This is a genomic window from Bacillus amyloliquefaciens DSM 7 = ATCC 23350 (assembly GCF_000196735.1).
In the GTDB taxonomy this organism is placed as follows: domain Bacteria; phylum Bacillota; class Bacilli; order Bacillales; family Bacillaceae; genus Bacillus; species Bacillus amyloliquefaciens.
The window spans coordinates 369,825-390,996 of sequence record NC_014551.1 but is presented as its reverse complement, the minus strand read 5'-3'; the positions used below and the strand labels follow the sequence as shown (position 1 = coordinate 390,996).

19 protein-coding genes and 1 pseudogene are annotated in these 21,172 nt (G+C 48.3%); 5 read left to right on the top strand and 15 right to left on the bottom strand.

What is annotated here, in order from left to right:
• Window positions 1-351 precede the first annotated feature (351 nt).
• Window positions 352-1,716 (top strand): aspartate kinase, encoded by a 1,365-nt coding sequence (locus BAMF_RS22175; protein WP_013351007.1) that lies wholly within the window; start codon window positions 352-354, stop codon window positions 1,714-1,716.
• Window positions 1,717-1,810: 94 nt separating this feature from the next.
• On the top strand, window positions 1,811-1,912 hold the full coding sequence (locus BAMF_RS40525; RefSeq protein ID WP_013351006.1) for a YjcZ family sporulation protein: 102 nt from the start codon (window positions 1,811-1,813) through the stop codon (window positions 1,910-1,912).
• 147 nt (window positions 1,913-2,059) lie between these two features.
• On the opposite strand, the gene phrC is transcribed toward BAMF_RS40525, so the two are convergent.
• The 4 genes from phrC to BAMF_RS22150 form a co-directional block, all read right to left on the bottom strand.
• Window positions 2,060-2,179 (bottom strand): phosphatase RapC inhibitor PhrC, encoded by a 120-nt coding sequence (gene phrC / locus BAMF_RS22165; protein WP_013351005.1) that lies wholly within the window; start codon window positions 2,177-2,179, stop codon window positions 2,060-2,062.
• Window positions 2,163-3,311 carry a response regulator aspartate phosphatase gene (locus BAMF_RS22160; RefSeq protein ID WP_013351004.1) on the bottom strand — a complete coding sequence of 383 codons (1,149 nt, stop codon included), beginning with the start codon at window positions 3,309-3,311 and terminating at the stop codon, window positions 2,163-2,165. Before BAMF_RS22160 ends, phrC begins: the two co-directional genes overlap by 17 nt.
• 160 nt (window positions 3,312-3,471) lie before the next feature.
• Window positions 3,472-4,899, bottom strand: coding sequence for a sensor histidine kinase (locus tag BAMF_RS22155; protein WP_161988189.1), 1,428 nt, complete (start codon window positions 4,897-4,899; stop codon window positions 3,472-3,474).
• Window positions 4,886-5,569 (bottom strand): response regulator transcription factor, encoded by a 684-nt coding sequence (locus tag BAMF_RS22150; RefSeq protein ID WP_013351002.1) that lies wholly within the window; start codon window positions 5,567-5,569, stop codon window positions 4,886-4,888. The genes BAMF_RS22155 and BAMF_RS22150 overlap by 14 nt, the downstream gene beginning before the upstream one ends.
• A gap of 212 nt (window positions 5,570-5,781) precedes the next feature.
• Between BAMF_RS22150 and BAMF_RS22145 the strand changes: the two genes are divergently transcribed.
• Both BAMF_RS22145 and BAMF_RS22140 read left to right on the top strand, forming a co-directional pair.
• Window positions 5,782-7,218: an ABC transporter permease gene (locus BAMF_RS22145; protein ID WP_013351001.1), complete on the top strand. Its 1,437-nt coding sequence runs from the start codon at window positions 5,782-5,784 to the stop codon at window positions 7,216-7,218.
• 14 nt (window positions 7,219-7,232) lie between these two features.
• Window positions 7,233-7,916 carry an ABC transporter ATP-binding protein gene (locus BAMF_RS22140; protein WP_013351000.1) on the top strand — a complete coding sequence of 228 codons (684 nt, stop codon included), beginning with the start codon at window positions 7,233-7,235 and terminating at the stop codon, window positions 7,914-7,916.
• 103 nt (window positions 7,917-8,019) lie between these two features.
• On the opposite strand, the gene BAMF_RS22135 is transcribed toward BAMF_RS22140, so the two are convergent.
• From BAMF_RS22135 to gerKA, 10 genes are all read right to left on the bottom strand, one after another.
• Window positions 8,020-9,366 (bottom strand): MmgE/PrpD family protein, encoded by a 1,347-nt coding sequence (locus BAMF_RS22135; RefSeq protein ID WP_013350999.1) that lies wholly within the window; start codon window positions 9,364-9,366, stop codon window positions 8,020-8,022.
• Window positions 9,363-10,514 carry a M20 peptidase aminoacylase family protein gene (locus tag BAMF_RS22130; RefSeq protein ID WP_013350998.1) on the bottom strand — a complete coding sequence of 384 codons (1,152 nt, stop codon included), beginning with the start codon at window positions 10,512-10,514 and terminating at the stop codon, window positions 9,363-9,365. The genes BAMF_RS22135 and BAMF_RS22130 overlap by 4 nt, the downstream gene beginning before the upstream one ends.
• Window positions 10,515-10,531: 17 nt before the next feature.
• The gene (locus BAMF_RS22125) at window positions 10,532-11,281 is read right to left on the bottom strand and encodes an amino acid ABC transporter ATP-binding protein (RefSeq protein WP_013350997.1); all 750 of its coding nucleotides are present in this window, start codon (window positions 11,279-11,281) and stop codon (window positions 10,532-10,534) included.
• 13 nt (window positions 11,282-11,294) lie between these two features.
• Window positions 11,295-11,969: an amino acid ABC transporter permease gene (locus tag BAMF_RS22120; protein ID WP_014469745.1), complete on the bottom strand. Its 675-nt coding sequence runs from the start codon at window positions 11,967-11,969 to the stop codon at window positions 11,295-11,297.
• Between the two features lie 22 nt (window positions 11,970-11,991).
• On the bottom strand, window positions 11,992-12,783 hold the full coding sequence (locus BAMF_RS22115; protein ID WP_013350995.1) for an amino acid ABC transporter substrate-binding protein: 792 nt from the start codon (window positions 12,781-12,783) through the stop codon (window positions 11,992-11,994).
• Window positions 12,784-12,811: 28 nt separating this feature from the next.
• Window positions 12,812-13,303, bottom strand: a complete 492-nt coding sequence (locus tag BAMF_RS22110) for a GNAT family N-acetyltransferase (RefSeq protein WP_013350994.1) — start codon at window positions 13,301-13,303, stop codon at window positions 12,812-12,814.
• Window positions 13,304-13,315: 12 nt separating this feature from the next.
• Window positions 13,316-14,638 (bottom strand): LLM class flavin-dependent oxidoreductase, encoded by a 1,323-nt coding sequence (locus tag BAMF_RS22105; protein ID WP_013350993.1) that lies wholly within the window; start codon window positions 14,636-14,638, stop codon window positions 13,316-13,318.
• 171 nt (window positions 14,639-14,809) lie between these two features.
• Complete coding sequence (locus tag BAMF_RS22100) at window positions 14,810-15,928, bottom strand: GerAB/ArcD/ProY family transporter (RefSeq protein WP_013350992.1); 1,119 nt, start codon at window positions 15,926-15,928, stop codon at window positions 14,810-14,812.
• A 24-nt stretch (window positions 15,929-15,952) separates the two neighbouring features.
• The gene (locus tag BAMF_RS22095; protein ID WP_013350991.1) at window positions 15,953-17,179 is read right to left on the bottom strand and encodes a Ger(x)C family spore germination protein; all 1,227 of its coding nucleotides are present in this window, start codon (window positions 17,177-17,179) and stop codon (window positions 15,953-15,955) included.
• The gene (gerKA, locus tag BAMF_RS22090; RefSeq protein ID WP_013350990.1) at window positions 17,166-18,806 is read right to left on the bottom strand and encodes a spore germination protein GerKA; all 1,641 of its coding nucleotides are present in this window, start codon (window positions 18,804-18,806) and stop codon (window positions 17,166-17,168) included. The genes BAMF_RS22095 and gerKA overlap by 14 nt, the downstream gene beginning before the upstream one ends.
• Window positions 18,807-18,928: 122 nt before the next feature.
• Here gerKA and BAMF_RS41130 point away from each other — a divergent pair.
• A pseudogene (locus tag BAMF_RS41130) lies at window positions 18,929-19,149 on the top strand (hypothetical protein).
• A 133-nt stretch (window positions 19,150-19,282) separates the two neighbouring features.
• On the opposite strand, the gene BAMF_RS22085 reads toward BAMF_RS41130, so the two are convergent.
• Window positions 19,283-21,028 (bottom strand): right-handed parallel beta-helix repeat-containing protein, encoded by a 1,746-nt coding sequence (locus BAMF_RS22085; RefSeq protein WP_013350988.1) that lies wholly within the window; start codon window positions 21,026-21,028, stop codon window positions 19,283-19,285.
• Window positions 21,029-21,172 lie beyond the last annotated feature (144 nt).

Here is a 21,172-nt window from a genome sequence, read left to right as displayed (position 1 = left end):
CACTCGTAATGATTATCATTATCAACGACAACTATAATCTTATCATCTTTCCAAGCGCAGTCAATACGGTTTTGCTTCAAAAGCGGTCATCCGCGGGCCGTACACTAAATTGTCTTACAATCAGTCTATCAATAATTTGCAGGATTTTCTATAACCTACATTTGGAGGCTTATCATTTTTCACACGTGATTACACGCTTTGAGGAAGCAAATCTGACAGAAAGCGGCTGAATTCCTCTCCATAAACACAAATGTACTCCCTACGAAGAAAAAATCCTTGATTTACATGTTCGAAAGAGAGATAATAAAAATTAAATTTGTGAGAAAATTTAAACATTAGGGGATGTAAATCATGAAAGTTGTAAAATTCGGAGGCAGCTCCCTAGCGTCAGGAGCCCAGCTTGAGAAAGTGTTTCAAATCGTGACGGCCGATCCCGCGCGGAAAGCCGTCGTCGTATCGGCGCCAGGAAAACGCTTCTCGAACGATACAAAGGTGACGGATCTGTTAATCCGCTGTGCGGAGCATTATTTGCAAAAAGGAGCAGCGCCCGAGCTTGCCGAAACGGTCATTGAGCGGTACGCCGCCATCGCGCGCGAGCTGGATCTGGATATCTCTATTATAGAAAGAATCCGCAGTGACTTATTCGCTCTCTTAAACAGCTGCAAAACCAATCCCGACCGGTATATGGATGCGGTGAAAGCGAGCGGCGAAGACAATAACGCGAAGCTGATCGCAGCCTACTTCCGCAGGCATGGCGTGAAAGCGGAATACGTAAACCCGAAAGAAGCGGGGCTGTTTGTGACTAATGAGCCCGGCAGCGCGCAGGTGCTTCCTGAGTCTTATGATCATTTATACCGTCTGAGAAACCGCGAAGGATTGATCATTTTTCCGGGATTTTTCGGATATACGAAGGAGCATGAGATTGTGACGTTTTCCCGGAGCGGTTCAGATATTACCGGCTCCATTCTCGCCAACGGCTTAAAAGCCGACCTGTATGAGAACTTTACCGATGTGGACGCCGTCTATTCCGTCAATCCGTCAATCGTGCCGCACCCTAAAGAAATTAACGAACTGACGTATCGGGAAATGCGTGAGCTCTCCTATGCCGGGTTTTCCGTTTTTCATGATGAAGCGCTTATTCCCGCATTTCGGGCCGGCATCCCCGTTCAGATTAAAAACACGAACAATCCCGATGCGAAAGGAACACGCGTCGTCAGCAGCCGTGACAATACGAACGGCCCGGTCATCGGCATCGCAAGCGACACGGGCTTTTGCAGCATTTACATAAGCAAATATTTAATGAACCGGGAAATCGGTTTCGGCCGCAAAGCCCTTCATATTTTGGAGGAAGAAGGATTGACGTATGAACACGTTCCATCCGGTATTGACGATATTACGATCATCCTTCGGCACAATCAGATGGACTCGGAACTGGAACAGAAGCTCGTCACCCGTCTGAAGCAGGAACTTCAAGCAGATGAAGTCACTGTCAGGCACAATCTGGCGCTGATTATGGTCGTCGGGGAAGCGATGCGTCATAATGTCGGCACAACCGCCAGGGCTTCCAAAGCGCTGTCGGGAGCCGGCGTCAACATCGAGATGATCAATCAGGGGTCATCGGAAGTCAGTATGATGTTCGGAGTGAAAGAAGAACAGGAAAAACACGCGGTGCGGGCACTGTATGACGAATTTTTCGCCGGGGTCTTACTCTCATAGGAAACAGCCTCTTTTTTCTCTTGTCCACTAATATCCCTTACAGAACAGCTTCTTTTACATATTGTATGGTATAGACAATATGGAGGTGAAGCAAATGATGGGATACTCAGGTGGCGGAATCAGCTCTTTCGCTTTGATCGTTGTTTTATTTATCCTGTTAGTAATTGTAGGTACTGCCTTCGTCGGCGGTTACTAAACATCACTCCGTCTATATGAAGGCGCTGCGGGTTTTGACCTGCGGCGTTTTCTTTTTGTTTTCCGCCGCTGCCCAAATCCGGACACACAAAAAAGACTGCCGCGATCATTCTCAGGCAGTCTTTTCCTTTGTTCAGTTATTTTCTTCTCACGTCATTCCTCTTTCAGCCACATGGAATTCAGCCTGATCTGTCTGGCTTACACCTGCAGCTGTAAAAATCGCGGCGGCTGCTAAACAAATAACAAACCATTTAGATTTCAATTTCATACAAACCCTCACTCCTTTGTATTTGTTTCCTTGCCTCTTCGACTTTCAGAAAATAGTCAGAAGAAATTTTAAAGCAATTTTGTTCATAGTAATATTTAGCTGCTTCTAGTGCTAAATCCTCTATATCGGCGTATAAATTTTTATCTTCGAGGTAACGGAAACATGCGCTGATTTTTTCCTCATCCGGTTTCGCCTGATACAGAGCCTGCAGCCATTCGAATTTTACCGTGTAAACGGGATCGTCTGTTTCTTTAGCATATTCATATCCCCGCTTGTGATATTCCGATGCTTTATCTTTTTTTCCGAGTTTAAAGTAAATAAGTGTGATTAGAAAATATGCCTGAGGGAGAGAATTGACGATTCTTTGTGATTCAAATGTATCAACTGCCCGTTCAAAGTACGGTATGGCTTCATCGATGCGGTTCTGATTGTAGTAGCACAGTCCGAGGTTATACAGCGCCCTCCCGACAAGCTGCGCTTTTTGTTCTTTTTCGGCCATTTGCAGAGCGTGCTGAAAATGTTTGGCCGCCTGTTCAAAACGTCTTTCATCCATTAAATTGACGCCGAATACAAAATGGCATTGAATGATCCGGACGTTGTATGTGTCCTGCTCTACGTAAATTTCATAAGCGTTTTTTATATGTATCAAAGAAAAATACGTTTGTTTCATATGATAATAAGCTTCGGCCACTTTAAAATAAAACTCCGCCCGCTCCACGTGGTCCGATACGAAGGCCAGTTTTTTCTCAGCCTGTTTATAATACGTAATCGCTGATATAAATTCTCTTTTATCAAATTCAAACATGCCTTTGAAAAAGTTGACGTAATAATCGAGAAGCCCTTTGAGCCCGGCCTGGCTGTTATCTATGTTATCGAGAATTTCCGACAGGGTCGGCTGGTCTTCTATTTTCAATTTCTCCAGCGGCTCCAAATAGTCCAGCATCAGCTGATGGCGAAATTCCATGAGGGAATAATAAAGTACTAAGTTCGAATCAGGCTCCATATGGTCAAGCTCTTGTTTGATCTCGGCCTTCAAGATCTCTGCATCCGGCACGCTGAATGTTCTTATGTATCGGTACCACTCGTTAATCTTCTGCCCGACTGCTGAAGAAGGAATTAACCCGCTCTTCATTCCTTCACCCTCCCCATCCAAGACCTGTTTACCAGTTATTTTATCACGTTTCCGTGTCTTTCCATCCCGAAAAACACGCAAACTTTGTTTCGACAGAGCGCAATTTTTTTGAAGGGAAGATAAAACAGCCGACAGCCAAACAGGACTGCCGGTTTCAAGATTATTCATTTTTCGTGTTCAGCGGAAGGCGGATTGTAAAGGTTGTGCCTTGTCCCTTTTCGCTGTTAATGTCTATCGTGCCTTTGTGCAGTTCGACGAGCTGCTTCACGATGGACAGGCCGAGACCGTATTCACCGTATGCCGTATTCGTTCGTGACACGTCCGCCTTATAAAACCGCTCCCATATATGCTCGATTTCTTCTTTGGAAATACCGATTCCGGTGTCTTCAATTTCAATAATCGTTTCCTTATAGCCTTCATAGCCGCGCAGCGTAATGTCTCCGTTTTGCGTAAATTGAATGCTGTTTTTCGTAATGTTGACGAGAATCTGGATCAGCCTGTCATAATCGGCGAACACTTTGACGCCGGCCTCCACTTGAATCCGGAGCCGATTTTGTTTTTCCTCCGCTTGCTGATTGAGATGCTCTTTAATAATTTCAAACACTTCGATGAGCGGCAGACTCAGCTTGTCCAGCTTGATTTGCTGAGATCTGATTTTTTCATAATCCAAGTTTTCCTTCACGAGCCTGAGCATCCGCTTCGTCTCTTCACTGATCAGAGAGAAGCATTTCTCTTTATCTTTTTCGGGAATGGTGTTGCTGTTGAGTCCCTCCACAAGTCCGTTAATGGTCGTCAATGGCGTTCTCAGTTCATGAGAAACATCGGCGATAAATTGGCGCCTCCGCTTTTCAAGGCGGTCAATCTGTTCTCGCGATTGCTTCAGATTATGGGCCATCGTATTGAAATCGGACGCCAGCATGCCGATTTCATCACCGCCGCTGTTCTTAAGCGATATATCGTAATCACCGGACGCCACTTTTCCGGTCGCATCCCGCAATGTCTGAATCCGTTTGACGTGTAATTTAGATAGAAGCCAGCTTAACAGTATCGTGATGATAAGGGTGCTGATGATCGCGTAAAACATATAACGGTTGACCTGGCTGATCATCTGCTCGACCCCTCTGACGGGAGACACGAGCAGCACCGCGCCTTTAAATTGATCGTTGATAAAAAGCGGCTTTGCGACAAGCGAGACTTCTAAGCCTTCCGTATTAAAACGGTTCATCTCCGCTCTGATCTGAACGGTTTTGCCTTGCTTCAGCATGTGCCACTCTTTATTTTTGAGCTTCTCACGCGGCGGCATATCATCAGGAAAAAAGTAAGGCCGCTGATGTTCATCAAAAATAATAAACCGGGTCTCGCGCGTTTTTAACATGTCCTGATAGGGATACAAACGGCGCAGATCAAGATCGCGGCCGTTCAGCTCACTTGTGATCTGTTGGGCATAGGATGACAGCTCATCCACTTTGTTTTGATACGCAAAATCTTTCACAAAATGCGAAAACAGGGAAATGATGATGAAAAAGGCCAAAATCAAGATGCTGACATGGCTCAGCAGCAGCTGATATAAGTATTTAATCCTCATCAAATTTGTATCCTACCCCCCACACAGTGTACAAAAACGGTTTTTCGTCACTGGACAGTTTTTTACGCAGCCGTTTAATATGAACATCAACAGTACGTTCATCACCGTAAAATTGATAGCCCCACACCTGCTCAAGCAGCTGTTCTCTTGAGAAGACCTGGCGTGGGTTCTGTACGAGATAAAAGAGCAGATCAAATTCCTTCGGCGTCAGATTCTCGACGGATTTTCCGTGAAGAAACACTTCCCGCGTCTTCTTATTAATTGAAAAGCATGCCGTTTCGATCAAGTCGTCGCTTTTTACGGCCTGCCCCGTCGCCCGGTATCTTCTGATCACCGCTTTAATCCGCGCCACAAGCGTCAGCGGGCTGAACGGCTTAGTGACATAATCGTCGGCCCCCATTTCAAACCCGATTACCTGATCGGACTCAGTGTCCTTTGCGGTCAGCATAATAATCGGCACACTGCTCGTCTCTCTTATTTTCCGGCAGATCGTCACTCCGTCCATGGATGGAAGCATAATGTCCAGAATGACCAAATCCCAGTCCTCCTCCGTAAACCGCTGATAGCCTTCCACTCCGTCATGGACAAATTCGGCTTCAAATCCTTCTTTAAAAAAGAACATTTCCGTCATGGTGCATACGCTTATATTGTCTTCTATCATTAATATCTTCATTGTATCCTCCGCTTATCTTGAAGCTTTTTCTTATAATAGCACCATTTTACCCGGATGTTTTCCCGTTTCACAATTGTTAGTTTTTATTTCATCACCCGGAAATAGTTTGTTCATATTTTTTTCATACATTTCTCCTACTATATACATATCGGATGACCGGTGCTAAAGAAGGCCGGTTTTACAAGATCTGACACCCACACGGAGGAACAGACATGAATTTTATAAAAAGAGCCTTTTGGAGCATGAAGGCAAAAAAGGGAAAAACATTATTGCAGCTGATTGTGTTTTCGGTGATTTGTATTTTTGTCCTGTCCGGCCTTACGATCCAGTCAGCGGCAAAGAAATCAAGCGAACTGGCCAGGCAGCAGCTCGGCGGGAGTGTCACACTCCAGGTTGACCGCCAAAAGCAAATGGCGCAGCAGCAAAAAGACGGTGAAAAAAGGACGTTTGAATCAACGCCGATTTCCGTCTCGGATGCCAAGAAGCTTACATCTTTACAGCACGTGAAAAATTACAACTTTCTCACGACAGCGTCAGCAAACGCAGAAAGCTTTGACGCGATAGAAAGCTCAGACGCATCAGCCGATAACAATTCCGGCGGAAGCCGTTTTCAAGGCGGCGGAAGACAGATGATGTCAGCGGACATTTCGATCGAAGGCGTGCTCTCTACGGCACTGCTTGACGATTTCACGGACGGCAGCTCAAAAATCACGGACGGCCGCGCCATCACAAAAACAGATGCGGACGCAAAAGTCGCAGTGATCAATAAAACACTGGCAGATCAAAACAAGCTGAAGGTCGGCGGCTCCATTACCGTTTCCTCAGCATCAGATGATTCGGTGAAAACGAAGCTTAAAATTGTGGGAATCTATAAAACAACATCTTCCGGAGATGATCAGGCACAGCATTTTTCATTCTTAAATCCTGATAACAAAATCTATACGCCTTACACCGCCGCAGCGGCGTTAAAAGGATCTGACAACAAAAACAAAATCAGCTCAGCCGTTTATTACATGGATGATGCCAAATATATTGACTCATTCGTTGCGGCTGCGAAAAAAACATCCATAGATTATAAAACGTACACGCTGACGACGAATGATCAGGTGTATCAGCAAATGGTCGGCCCGATTGAAAATGTCGCGTCGTTTTCTAAAAACGTGGTGTATCTTGTATCCATCGCGGGCGCGGTCATTCTCGGATTAATCGTGATGATGTCGATCAGGGAACGCAAGTATGAAATGGGTGTCTTAATGGCGATCGGCGAAAAACGCTGGAAGCTCATCGGACAATTCCTAACGGAAATACTGGCGGTCGCCGTCATCGCCATCGGTATCGCATCTGTCACAGGCAGCCTTGTAGCGAATCAGCTCGGAAACCAGCTTCTTTCTCAGCAGGTCAGCTCAGCCGATGATTCACAGCAGCAAGCAAGCGGCTGGGGCGGCGGAGAAATGCCGCGCGGAGGCGGTATGTTCGGCCGGCATTCATCAAGCACGGACGTCATCAGCACGATGCAGGTAAACGTCTCGCTGAATGACCTTCTGATTCTTGGCGGTATCGGCATCGCGATTGCCGTCATCGCCACATTACTGCCGTCTGTATCAGTCATGCGGCTTCATCCTAAAACCATCCTGACCAAGCAGGAATAAGAGGAGGCAGCGTAATGAGCCTATTAACCTTTCAACAGACCGGCTATTGGTACCAAGACAAATCACAGCCGCTGTTTCAGGATATAACGATCAGCTTTGAAAAAGGGAAGTTTTATACAATTGTCGGCGCCTCCGGAACGGGGAAAACAACGTTTCTGTCTCTGGCGGGCGGTCTTGACACACCTAAAGAGGGAAGCATCCTTTATAACGGAGAAGATATCTCCAAAATCGGACTGACCAAATTCAGAAATCAATATGTCTCTATCGTCTTTCAATCTTATAATCTGATTCCGTATATGACAGCGCTCCAGAATATCACAACGGCGATGGAGATTACCGGATCTAAAGAGAAAAACAAAGATGCGTTCGCGCTCAGCATGCTGGAAAGAGTGGGTATTACGGAACAGCAGGCCCGGCAGCGGGTGCTGACATTAAGCGGCGGACAGCAGCAGCGGGTTTCGATTGCGCGGGCTTTCTGCTGTGACACGGATTTAATTTGTGCGGACGAGCCGACGGGAAACCTCGACGAGGATACGTCAAAGGAAATCGTCCGGCTCTTTCAGGATCTGGCGCATAAAGAAAGCAAATGCGTCATCATGGTCACGCATGATGAACAAATTTCCAAAGTTTCGGATATCAACATCCGCTTATCAAGAGGAAGTTTCACCGTAAAAGAAAACGGCACAGCCGTTTCCTGAAACCGCGCCCCTGCCAGCGCAGACAGGGGCGCACCCTATATCCCCCTATTCAATAGAAGTGAACGTAAAAAAAGCGAGGGCTGCATCCCCTCGCTTTTTTTATTTATATCAGCTGTAAATAACGTTCAATATTCGGCTGTCCGGCTGCTTTGATCAACTCTGCCGCTCTTTTCTCTTCTCCTGGCAAAGCGAGCCTGAGTTTGTCTTCAATGTCTTTTTCAGAAAGACCGTTTCCCGGCGCACCCTTCGGACAGTCGATACGCGCTTCATACACATGATTGCCGGCAGCCGTAACCCGTACAATTGTAAAACGGCCCTTCGGAACGGCGTTGTCAGCCGGCTGAATTTGATCATCATAGCCGCGGTGAATCCGCGCGAACCCCTTTTGAAGGAATTCCGGAATCGGCTCGGATGTGAAATGTTCAGCTGAAAGATCTTTACCGTGCAAAGCTAACGAGATCACATATTCCACACTGAACCGTCCCGCTTCGCCGGTTTTCGGACGCCGTTCTGTCAATGCGGCGTCCCCGCCAGGCGGATAAATTACGTCGACCCGTTCCGTTTGGCTGAAGGTGAGACCGTGCTCGGCCTTCAGCTTGAGAATGGCGTCCGCCGCATGATGGGCAGCCGAGCAAAACGGATACACCTTAAACCAAAGTCCCGGGCTCGTGATCCGCCAAGGTTTTCCCCATCCGTTTAAAAGCAAAGTTTCTGCCCGTTCAAGATCGCCGTACAGCCCGAAAAAGCCTTTCTCCCCGTCAAGCGCATGAGCTGACCCGCCAAAACCGGCCTGCGCAAGCTTGACGGCGAACAATCCGGCTTGAGCGGCCAGCCCGGCATGGAGCGGCTTCATTTCCGTTCCGAATTGCACACGCATGCCTCCGGAACGGGCGGCCGCAAACCCGATCGCTTTCTGCAACTGATGATGATTCAGGTTCTCCGCAAACCCGACGGCGCACGCGGCCGCAATCGCGCCTAACGTCCCCGTATTGTGCCACCCTTTTTCGTAATGAGATCTTCCCGATGACTCACCGAGCCGCGCCATCACTTCGATTCCTGTCACGTAAGCACCGAGAAAACGGCTCTTGTCTATACGGCCTGATGATGCGGCTGCAATCAGAGCCGGAAGGATGACGGCGCTCGGGTGCCCTCTTACATCAGAATGGACATCGTCAAAATCAAGCGCATGGGCGATGAATCCGTTAATCAGCGCGGATTGGGACGGCGTTGTTTTTTGTTTTCTGCCGATAAGCGGAGCTATCGGCGCTCCGCCTTCTTCTTCGGCCAGCTTTATCAGTTTCTCAATGCCTTTATCCCGTCTTCCCGCAAAGGCTGCCGCTGTAAAATCAAGCAGCCCTTTGCGCGCTTCTTTCATCGCTTCGGCGGATGTTTCCGGCACAGACGACATGACGGCCTGAGCAAGCCCGGCCGTCAGATTTTCCGTATTCATTCCGTCTGCTCCAATACATTGACGGCAAGCCGGGCGAAAAACTCAGCCGCGGCCGGAAGCGCTTTTTCGTCGAGTGTGAAGGCTGGATGATGCCATTCTTCTGTTCCGTTTGTTCCCATCCAAACGAAGAAGCCGGGGATTTTTTCTTGATATAAGGCGAAGTCCTCACCGCCGGGAGACTGTTCTGCCCGAACGGTTTGAAGCCCGAGGCTTTCAGCCGTTTGTTCCGCCGTCTGTATGAAACGGGCGTCGTTCATGACTGACGGGAGGTAAGGAAACCAGCGGAATTCAGCTTCTGCCCCGAATCCGGCGGCGATTCCTTCAGCAACCCGCTTCATATGTTTCGGAACAGCTTCCCGCGCTTCTTTTTGAAACGTACGGACGGTCCCTTCCATTTCAACACGATCCGGGATGACATTCCAAGAACTGCCGCCTTGAACTCTGGTGATGCTGACGACGGCATTATGGAGCGAGCTGATATTTCTGCTGACAACCGATTGCAGGCCGCCGATGATCTGCCCTGCCGCCTGAATCGGATCGATGCTGTTGTCGGGAATTCCGGCGTGCCCGCCTTTTCCTTTAACGGTCATTTCAAAGCGGTCGACACTCGCCATCAGCGGGCCTTCTTTCAGGCCGACCGTGCCGACTGGGAGATCGGGTTTGTTATGCATGCCGAATATCGCCGATACACCCTCAAGGGCGCCGGCTTCAATGACCTGTCTCGCTCCGGCGGCGATTTCTTCGGCAGGCTGGAAAATAAACCGGACCGTTCCTTTCAGCTCATGCTTTCTATCATTTAATAAGAAAGCCGTGCCGAGAATAGATGCCGTATGAAAATCATGACCGCAGGCATGCATCACGCCGCTGTTTCGCGAAGCAAACGGGAGGTTTGTTTTCTCTTCGATCGGCAATGCGTCGATGTCCGCTCTGACAGCGATGACGGGGCCGCTTTTGTCGCCTTTGATTTCAGCGATCACTCCGGTTTGAAGTTTCGGAACATCAAGAACCGAGATACCTTCTTCCTCCAGCCAGCGGCGGATTTTACCCGTCGTTTCGTATTCCTCGCCTGACAGCTCAGGGTATTCATGAAGGTCGCGGCGGATATTGATTAAACGTTTGTTTAATGATTCATACGTTTCATTTGCCATTTTTTCTTCATCCCTTCTTAGACAAGTTCGGCAGGCTCTCCCACTTGCTTAATGAATTTTTTCGTCCGTTCGTTCTGCGGATTGTCAAACAGCTCTTCCGGCGTTCCCTGCTCGATGATGCGTCCGTCCGCCATAAATATGACCTGGTCGGCAACTTCACGCGCAAAAGCCATCTCATGAGTGACGATGACCATGGTTGTCTGTTTTTCGGCAATTGATTTGATGACTTGGAGCACCCCGGCTACAAGCTCCGGATCAAGGGCCGAAGTCGGTTCATCCAGTAAAATCGCATGGGGATCAACGGCCAGGGCGCGCGCAATCCCGATCCGCTGCTGCTGTCCGCCTGACATCGTAATCGGGTAGCTGTCCGCTTTGTGCTCTAAACCGACTTGCCGCAGCAGATCCATACCGATCTGTTCCGCTTCTTTTTTCGGTTTCTTTTGCGCAGTGATCAGCGCTTCTGTCACGTTTTGCAGGGCGGTTTTGTTTTTAAACAGGTTGTAATTCTGAAACACCATCGCCGTCTGCTGGCGAAGCTTGTGTACGTCTTTGCGCGAATAGGACGCTGCATTCAGCTTGGCATCACCGATTTCAATGATGCCGTCATCCGGGCGCTCCAGCAGATTCAGACAGCGGAGGAGCGTTGATTTTCCCGAGCCTGACGGGCCGATGATGGCCGTGACTTCACCGCTCTTGATCTCAAGATCGATCCCGTCAAGAACAGTAAGGTCTTTAAATGCTTTTCGAATGTGTCTGACTTGTATCATCCCGAGCCTCCTCCTATGTGCGATAAGGCTTGCTGATCGCCCGTTCGAGCAGATCCTGCAGCACGCTGTAAATAATCGTAAGAATCCAATACATGATTGCGACGGCTAAATACGTCTCAAAATATTTGAGGTTGCCTGATGCGTACATTTTCCCTTGGGCGAACATCTCCATCACTCCTAATGTAAAGGCGAGCGATGTTTCTTTTAACAGGCCGATAAACGTATTTCCCGTTGCGGGAAGCGCGTTTCTGATGGCCTGCGGAAAAATGATCCGCCTGTACGCCTGGGATTTTGTCATTCCGACAGAAAGACATGCTTCAAGCTGCCCCTCATCGACTGAGTTGAGCGCGGCGCGAAAAATTTCAGCCAGGTAGGCGGCATTTTTCAGGCTTAACCCGATAATCGCCGCAGTTAACGCCGTCATCTTGCTCATTCCGGGGAACAGCTGAGGCAGGCCGTAATAAATTAGGAAAAGCTGAACGAGCGTCGGCACGCCCCGGAAAAATGAAATATACACCTTTGACAGCTGGTGAAGCACAGGAATACGATTTTTCGTGATAAGCGCTAATATAAGGCCTCCGATCACGGCAAATACCATGGCCGCGACAGCCATTACTAATGTGATCGGCAAGGCTTCGATTAACGCGGGAAAAGCTGAAAACATAAATCCCCAATCAATGCTGTTCATTCTCGATTTTCACCGCCGTTTCTTAATGCTTTTCTTCCGTTGTAATGTCTTCTTTAAAGTATTTTTCTGACAGCTTTTTCAGCGTGCCGTCTTTCTGCAGTTCTTCAATGGCTTTGTTTACTTTTTTGCGGATTTTATCGTGTGCCGCATCCTTCGCAAACGGGAAAGCGACTTTTTCATAGACAATCGGGTCTCCTGCCAATTTCAAAGGCAGACCGGTCTTTTTGATTTGGGCGATCAGGAGGCTGCGGCTGTTTACGTAAGCGTCAACGCGTCCGTAAGCCACGTCTTTCAGCGTACCTTCTTGTGTTTCATACGTTTTAATGTTGATTTTTTTATCCGGGTCCTTGCTCTCAAGGTTTTTCGCGTGGTTTGAGCCCAGAACGGCCGCCACTGTTTTTCCTTTTAGATCATTGACTGATTTGATGTCTTTGTTATCGTTTTTGACGACAATTTGAGTGCCCGCATAGGAATACGGTTCTGTAAAGTTATACGTTTTCTTGCGTTCACCCGTGACAGCGACCTGGTTTGAGATAGTGTCGAGTTTGCCGGTCTGGAGCTCGCCCATCAGTCCGCTGAATTCAAGCAGCTTCCAGTCCAGCTTCATGTTGATTTTTTTCGCTACGGCTTCCATGACATCCACGTCAAAGCCGGTCAGCTTGCCGTTTTCTTTATATGCGAACGGATAGCTTTGTCCCGTGGCGCCGACATGCAGCACGTTACCTCCGTCTTCGCTTTCTTTTCCGTTACCGCATGCTGATAAGACCGCCAAAAGCGCGGCAAACAGCAGCAAAGCCCATGTTTTCTTTTTCATTGAACTCCCGCCTTTTTCTATGAATATGTTAATTCTGCAATTGTTTTTTTAAATAGATGGTGATGTGTCCTTTTCCTAAATCCTTTTCGCCTGCACGGACGTAGCCTTTCCGCTCGTACATGCCGATCAGCCACGGATGCTTGTCTGCTGTACCCAATGATACGAAGGGGGCTTTTAAAGTATCGCGAAGCACCGTGTTCTCCAGCCACTCCAGCATTTCTGAGCCCGTCCCTTTTTTTCCGGTGTCAGGGTCGACGGCGAACCACCAAATATGAGGGACACCGTACGGCCCTGGATTCGGCCCCCACGGCATCCGCAGGGAAATCGTCGCCAGAATCCGTCCGTCTTCCTCCAAAACGTAACAGGCGTTTTTTTGGATGTTATTCAAAACGAGCTCTTTATCCGCCGTTGCTGCGGCAAAGTTTATGCCGAGCTTCCGGATCGGTTCATACGCCCGCAGTGTCAGTGAAAGCAGTTCATCAGCGTCTCTTTCCGTTGCGAGCCGGTATTGTCTTGACATGATGAGCCCTCCTTAGCCGGCATATCGGTTTGCCGGTTTTTCCAGTCCGAAATGTTCTCTCAGCGTCGTTCCTTCATATTCTTTTCTGAACACGCCCCGTTCTTGTAAAATCGGAATCACTTTATCTACAAAAAGAGTGAGACCTTCAGGCAAAAGCGGCGGCATGATGTTGAAGCCGTCACAAGCTTGTTTGTCGACCCATTCTTCCATCTTATCGGCAAGCTGTTCAGGCGTTCCGACAAAGATATGATGACCTCTTGAACCCGCCACATATTTGTACAGCTCGCGGATGGTCATGTTATCGCGCTTGGCCATCTCTTGAACGAGCTTGAAGCGGCTTTTCACGGCATTTGACGCTTCCGCATCCAATTCAGGCAGCGGGCCGTCAAGCGGGTAAGCGGAAAGGTCGACGCCGCCCAAATAGTTTTGCAGAATGTTCAGGCCGACAGACGGGATGATGAGGTCTTGGAGCTCCTCATATTTTGCCTGCGCTTCTTCCTCAGTATCGGCAATCACGGGAAAAATCCCCGGCATGATCGCGATTTTTTCAGGATCACGGCCGAAAGAAGCCGCTTGTTCTTTAATAGAATGATAGAATTCCTGCGCAGATTCCAAATGGTTTTGCGCGGTAAAAATGACCTCCGCCGTTTTGGCGGCCAGCGCCTTTCCGTCTCCTGATGATCCCGCCTGAATGATGACGGGGCGGCCCTGCGGAGTGCGGGCGGCATTTAACGGCCCTCTTACGGAAAAATATGTTCCTTTATGATTCAATTCATGCATTTTGTCTTTATCAAAAAACGTCCCTGATTCTTTGTCGCGGATAAAGGCGTCTTCCTCCCACGAATCCCATAATCCTTTGACGACTTCAACGAATTCTTCCGCACGCTGATATCTGAGATGATGCTCAAGATGCTTTTCGCCGCTGAAATTAAGCGCGGTTGATTCAATTGATGATGTGACGACATTCCAGCCCGCGCGGCCGTTGGAAAGATGATCAAGCGATGCAATTTGTCTCGCGATGTGGAACGGTTCGCTGTATGTAGTGGAAGCGGTCGCCGTCAGACCGATGTGGGATGTGACCTGAGCGAGCGCCGACAGCAGCGTAAACGGCTCAAAACGCGTTAACACATTCGGATGTGATTTACTGTCTATTGATAAACTGTCCGCTAAAAACAGCATGTCCAATTTCCCCCGCTCCGCTGTTTTGGCCAGTTCTTTGAAATAATCTAAATTCATGCTCGCGTCCGCCGGAGCCTCAGGATGTCTCCAAGAGGCGACATGATGGCCGGTGCCCGCGAGAAACACACCGAGTTTGATTTCTTTTTTCTTTGTCATGACGTATCTCCTTCTATTCTGAAATACCATTCGGAAAATATTAACACCACTAAACCTATATTTCCTAGTAAATTTATAAGAATAAATCAAAATGTACAATTGTCAGGCAAGTTTGTCAATGCATTCAGACAAAAATCATGATTTTAAAAATAACCCGGCGCATCGGCCGGGTTATTTCTTCGAAACTGTATAGACGCTCCCTTTGACTTTTTTCTTGATCACGGCAATGATAAGCAGCAAAACGGGGAACAGCACTTGAAACGGAAGATGAATATAGATCGGCACAATTTTTAAGCCTTCATTCATGTGTTCCGAAAAATTGCTTGCGATGCTGATGGAGAGAATCAGCACTCCCAATCCGACCGGCAAGGCCAGCTGGGACGGATTTTTCTCTTTAAACAGCGTGGAGACCCCCACGACAACCGAATATGTAAAAAGACTGACTTTGAAAAAACCGCCGATGACGAGCACGAGCATAAAAAAGACATCCAGCCGGTCTAAAAACTCTTCCACTTTAATCGTCTGTATGGTGCTCAGCAGCGGGAATTGAGAGCGGAGCATTAAGTTGACGTCCAGCACACAAATATTAATCGCCACCGACATCGCCAAAAACAGACCGCTGATGATAATCGCCAAAAATCCTGTTTTCTTCACTTTTTTCCGATCTTTTAAGTAAGGGAAAATCATGACAAACACGATTAATTCACCGAACGGGATGAACATGGTCTGTTTAAACACGGAATAAATGACTGTCCCCATGCCTTCCGCTAAAACAGGCTGGAGAAATCTGAGGTTGATCGTGCCGGAGCTGATAAGGAGGATCAGCCCGATGGCCGTCAGGAAATACATAATGCCAAACAGCAGCTCGCCGGCTCTCGCTATGACTTCAATTCCCTTTCTGACCGCAAATATCGCAGCAATCATCAGCATGGCATTCACAATGACTAGCGGCGTGTCCTGATAGGCGAAGGTGACAAGCATTTCGCCAAAATCCCTCAATACACGGGCGGCGATATAAGCAAAATAGAGAATATAGAGAAGAGAGACCACCCAGCTCAGATGCCTGCCGATCAGTTCGTTCATGTAATCTCTCGGAGAGGACTCAGGAAAATATTGATACAGCGCCTGATAAACGTAGAAAAGTCCGAGACCGACAACGCACCCGAGAAGCACGGACAGCCATGCATCCCGTCCGGCCATCGTGCCCGGCGGGATCAATAACGAACTGCCCAATTCAAACAAAATGATCATAATAAACAGCTGACGCGTGCCGATTTTGGCATTTTCCATATGCTTCGCTCCTTTCTCCTCAAATCAATCATGCTGGAGCTCGTCTGAAAGAGGATTATTCCGCAAGCCCGTTCTTCTGATGATGACTTCCGTTTTTACATCCACGGGGAGATTAGGAAAGATTTCTTCATCCCACTTCCCTTTTAACTTTTTCCATTTGTGCGGATGCTGCCGATAAATCAGGTCACCGAAGCCGATGAAATCATTCTTATGAGTCTTAATATCTTCAATAGATTTGGTAATATCTTTGTCAAGCTGCGCGCTGAGCGCCTTTTGCATGGTCATCAGCACTTTCGGATCAGACAGATGGAAAGGGTATCTGACGGCGTCCACCAGTCCTTCGACCTCAGCATGAACGTGAATATGCGGTTTCCCGCCCGGAAAAGTGGCCGTCACCTTTGTATTCTGGCGGGTGACCTGCAGACTGATTGCATGCTTAACGTTCTTCCAATCCGCATTGATGAACGTATGCTTGATTTTGTTCAGCAGCCATACCGCGCCCACACTGTCGTCATCCTCGATCCAGTAATCGAGTCTCCCATCCTTTTTGAACACAGCCAGTCCGTCAGCTGACAGCAGCGCTTTCGGTTCAGTTGTCTGCGTATTTTCCATCGTAGGACCGACTTTATCGTCTCCGTGCATTTCATAACCCGGTATAAACGGCGACCCGGTCGGAGAGGCGAGATCAATCAGAACGTCCTGAAGGCTTGTTTTAATGACTCTGCCGTATTGTTCCTGCGTAAAGCTGAGCGTCTTGTTCACTTTATTGGAAGGGATTTTATCAATCGGCGTCAGCACTTTAATAATGTCTTCAGCCTTGCAATTATGCGCAATGACCGCGGTTGCGGTCGTCCTGAATTCGGTGTCGCGGTCAAGATTGTCCAGAATAAAACTGAGCCCTTCCTCTTTCGCCAGCTTTTCACTGAACACCACAAGATTCGTATGCGCAAAATAGAGCCTTCTGGACACCTTCATCGAGCCTTTTCTCAAAGCTTCCGTCATATTGTCTCCGGACACGGAATAGACGGAAACCGGTGGCCGGTCTCCCGCTCCGCCGCCCTGCAGACCGCCGGCCACGTTTCCCGGGTTGATAATTTGAAAGTGAAGGACGTATTTTCCCGATTCGGTCCGGTCAATACCGATGGCGGAGATCACCGCCAAATCGGTCAGCTCTCTTTTATCCCAGCACCCGGATACAAACATGAGGGAAACCATCGTACAAAGGAGGAGTATCCATTTACGTCTTTTCATTACCGTCGCCCTCTTCTATATCTTTATTAACCATTCCTCTGGATGTCTCCGGTTTCGGTCTTTGATGCTCTCCTTGGCGCCTGTTGTTTTTTTGCACGAGCAGTCCCGGCCTTTTTTCATCCGCCCACAGCGGAGCGCGGAGAAGGGAATCCTTCAGCCCGCCCGGGGACAAAGGAGCGAGCGGGGACATATACGGAAAACCGAATGAACGCAGGCTGCACAGATGAACAAACATCATGATAATGCCCAGAATCAGCCCGTAAAATCCCATCACCGCCGCCGACAGAATGAAGACAAACCGGATCAGGCGCGCAGATATCGCCATGTCAAAAGCCGGGGTCGCAAAGCTGGCGATCGCCGTCAGCGCGACGACGATAACCATGGCCGGGGAGACGATGCCGGCCTGGACGGCGGCCTGGCCGATGACAAGCGCTCCGACTGTGGAAACGGCGGAACCGACAACTCTCGGAAGACGGACGCCCGCCTCCCTGAGAATCTCAAAGGCCACTTCCATTGTCAGCGCTTCAATGACGGCCGGGAACGGGACCGTCTCCCGCTGGGCGGCAATGTCAATCAGCAGCTGCGTCGGAATCATTTCCTGATGAAAGGTCGTCGCCGCCACATAAATCCCCGGTGCCACCAGTGAAATGAAGAATATCAAAACCCGAAGCAGCCGGATGCTTGTAGCGATATCAAATCGTGAATAATAATCCTCAACTGATTGAAAAAATTGAATAAATAAGGCCGGTGCGAGGAGAACAAACGGCGTTCCATCCACGATAATCGCAAATCTTCCTTCCAGCAGATTTCCCGCAACAACGTCCGGACGTTCCGTATGATACACAGTGGGAAACACGGAAAACGGCTCGTCCTCAATGAGCTGCTCAATGTAGCCGGATTCCAGAATGCTGTCGATATCAATGTGCTTCAGCCGCTTGCGGACTTCCTTAATCAGCTTTTTTTCACAAATTCCGTTGATATACATCAGCGCGACGTCCGTATTCGTCTCGTGTCCGATCTCCATTTTTTCAACCCATACATCAGGCGTTTTTACATACCTGCGGATCATGGAAATATTGGTTTGCAGAGATTCTGTGAATCCCTGCCGCGGGCCGCGGAAGGACACCTGAGTGTTCGGCTCTTGAATGGACCGGTGTTCCCCTCCTTCCGTACTGGCGATCAGCGCCTTGTCAGCCCCGTCGACAAAAATGAGCGTGCTGCCCGCCACCAGCCCGGCAAAAAGGCTTTTCCATTTCTCTTCCTCTTTTACTCCGCCGATCGCAAGCGTTTTTTCGTATATCAGGCAGACCGCTTGTTCCGGCTGAACGGACGGAATATCGATTAAATCTTCCAGAAGAGATTGGCTGACAAGCTGTTCGTCTACCAAACCGGCGATATACACAATCGCGGCCGGAAGCTCTTCCTTTCCGATTTTCAGCCGGCGGATAACGACATCAGCACTGTTGCCGAACCTCGCAGACAGCTTCTTCATATTTTTCTCTAAGCTGAGGGAGATCGGCTCCTCCCGCTCTTTGTCTGATTTGTTTTCCGGTTCTTTTCTGTCTTCATTGCCACGGTCGTTTTGATCGGCTTTTTTTTGTTTCTTCTGCTTAAAAAATGGCGGCATATCGCAAAAAACCTTTCCTCGTTTTTTTCATATTCTTCCTGTACGGCAAAAGATTATGCATGGCGGAAAGTCTGTATAAGTTTTGCAAATTTGAAAAGGATAAAAAGGGAGAGTGATACCGCATGAAAATATTGGGGATTTCCATTTTTTACTAACTTCCTGTCTGATGATTTCTGTAGGGGTGGATATGCTGCAAGGTTTCAGTCTCTATGGAGCGGTTCAAAACAACCTGTCCGCTTTTAAATTGATGACCTTCTCAGAATGGCTGATGCTGTTTTTCTTCGCCCTCTTTTTAATCAAAGAAATGTTGGCTTTATATAAAACAGGAAAAAAAGATGCCTGACAAGCGCCCGGCACTTCGTCACTGCTGTTGAAAGCTGTATCACCTGCGCCGGCTGTATTGTGTCAAAAAAGAACACATCGCTCCTTTTTTCGGAGTTCATGTGTTCTTTTTATTGTTCAGACGGTAATGAGGATCAGATGACGATATTTCCGATTTCCGTATCTGTAGGGTGTTTTACAATGACGCCTTTGATAATGCGGTTGCCGATGATTTTCGTGCTTGCGGAGGAACTGGTTTGGATGGCCGAAGCAGAAGCAGCGGAAAGGTTGTTGATGGTATTCCCCGAAACAAGAGAATTGGAGGTTCCGTTCAGATAGATGCCGATCGGGCTGCCCGCCGTTCGTTTGATCGTGATGGTATTGTCTATGACTTCATGCGTTCCTGAGTTCAGATACAAGGTAACGATAAGCGGTGATGATTCAAAGCGGTTGCCGATGACAGAGGTTCCTGAGGATGTCGAACTGAAAATGGGATAGTTTTTGTAGCTTTTGAAGAGATTGCCTTTGATGACAGCCTTGGCGTCGTTTGTCACAGATACGGCATAGGACTCTGCGGCGCCCTGAAACGCATTAGGGATGAGCGTATTTCCTTCAATGAGGGCATTTCCGCCTGTGACCCATATGCCCCGGCTGAACGATTTCAGCACATTCTGTTTTACGGTGATATTGCCGGCTGATATGTTGATTCCGTCTGTTATTTGATTCAAGATGTTATTCATAAAGACGGCGTTTTCAGAAAGCGTGGCCCGCATTCCCGCGCTTCGTCCCGTTTCGGAACGCCCGTTTTCAATGACATTGCCGTCAACGGTCACATCTTCCGCCCGATAGACGGAAATGCCCGTATTTTCAAATTGATTGATTTTGTTGTGGGTAACGAGGACGCTTTTCCCCCTTACATCTATCCCGGTGGAAAAACCGGTAATCAGATTGTTGGAAATGACGGCATTGCTGCTGTCCTGCCCTTGTGACACACCTTGTCCGGCGATTCCGGTTCTTGAGCCGCCGTTTGACCAAAAGAGGACGTTCCCTGAAATGACGGTATGCGCGCCGTACCCGTAACTGATTGTATTGTCGGAATGATTTCCTTCAATTAACACGTTATATCCGTTAAAGTTGGTGACTGAGCTTGCGGTGTTTCCGTAAAAGAAGTTGTTGCGGATCGTAATATGAAGAGCCTCTTCATAATCAACATCGCCTTCTCCGTACGATTCAATATCGATTCCGAATTTCGGGGCTGTTCCATTTCCTTTCCCGGCGTCTTCAATCACGCATTCTTCCACCGTGACGGTGTTGCAGCCGGTGATTGAAATGTTGTTGCGTCTTGACTGCCTGATATCGCAGCGGCGGATGGTTATATGTTCTGATGTTTCGTAATCACTGTTTGTCTTTAGCCCAAGCGGACTGACAATAATGCCGTCTCCCGTAAAATCCGATATCTCCACATCTTCGATCAGTACATTGCTGCTGCCTTCAATACAGATTCCGAATCCCCATTCATGGGTCGACCGCAAAGGAACATTGATATACTTGTGTTCATCCCGTTCCCCGATGATGCGGCCCCCGGTGATGGTGACATTTTCCCGCCTGCCTATATAGAAAGCCGAGTAGCCCCAGGAGCTGTTCGGCGTCACTTTAATCGTGCATTCCGGATCCATGACGATGGAGAGATGGCTCGGCACATTAATTCCGGCGTTCCTAAACGGCTGGCCGCTGTCACCGCCAAGCGTGCCGTTGATTTTATACGTTCCGGACGGAAAAAACACCGTATGACAGCCCTCGCTGACGGCTTTGGCCAAACATTGGTTGATGGCGCTTGTCACGTCGGTTTTCCCGTCTGCCGCCACGCCGCAATCCGTTATATCCAATATACGATTCGGCAAGTAATGATCTCCTCCTTTCTCTCTTATTGCCATCTTATTCCGCCATATCCCGCTCCGCCTGTACATACTTTAAATTTTATTAAAAAAGTTTATAAAGATAGTTTAGTTAGATAATATACCAAAAATAAGTCATTGGAATTAGGA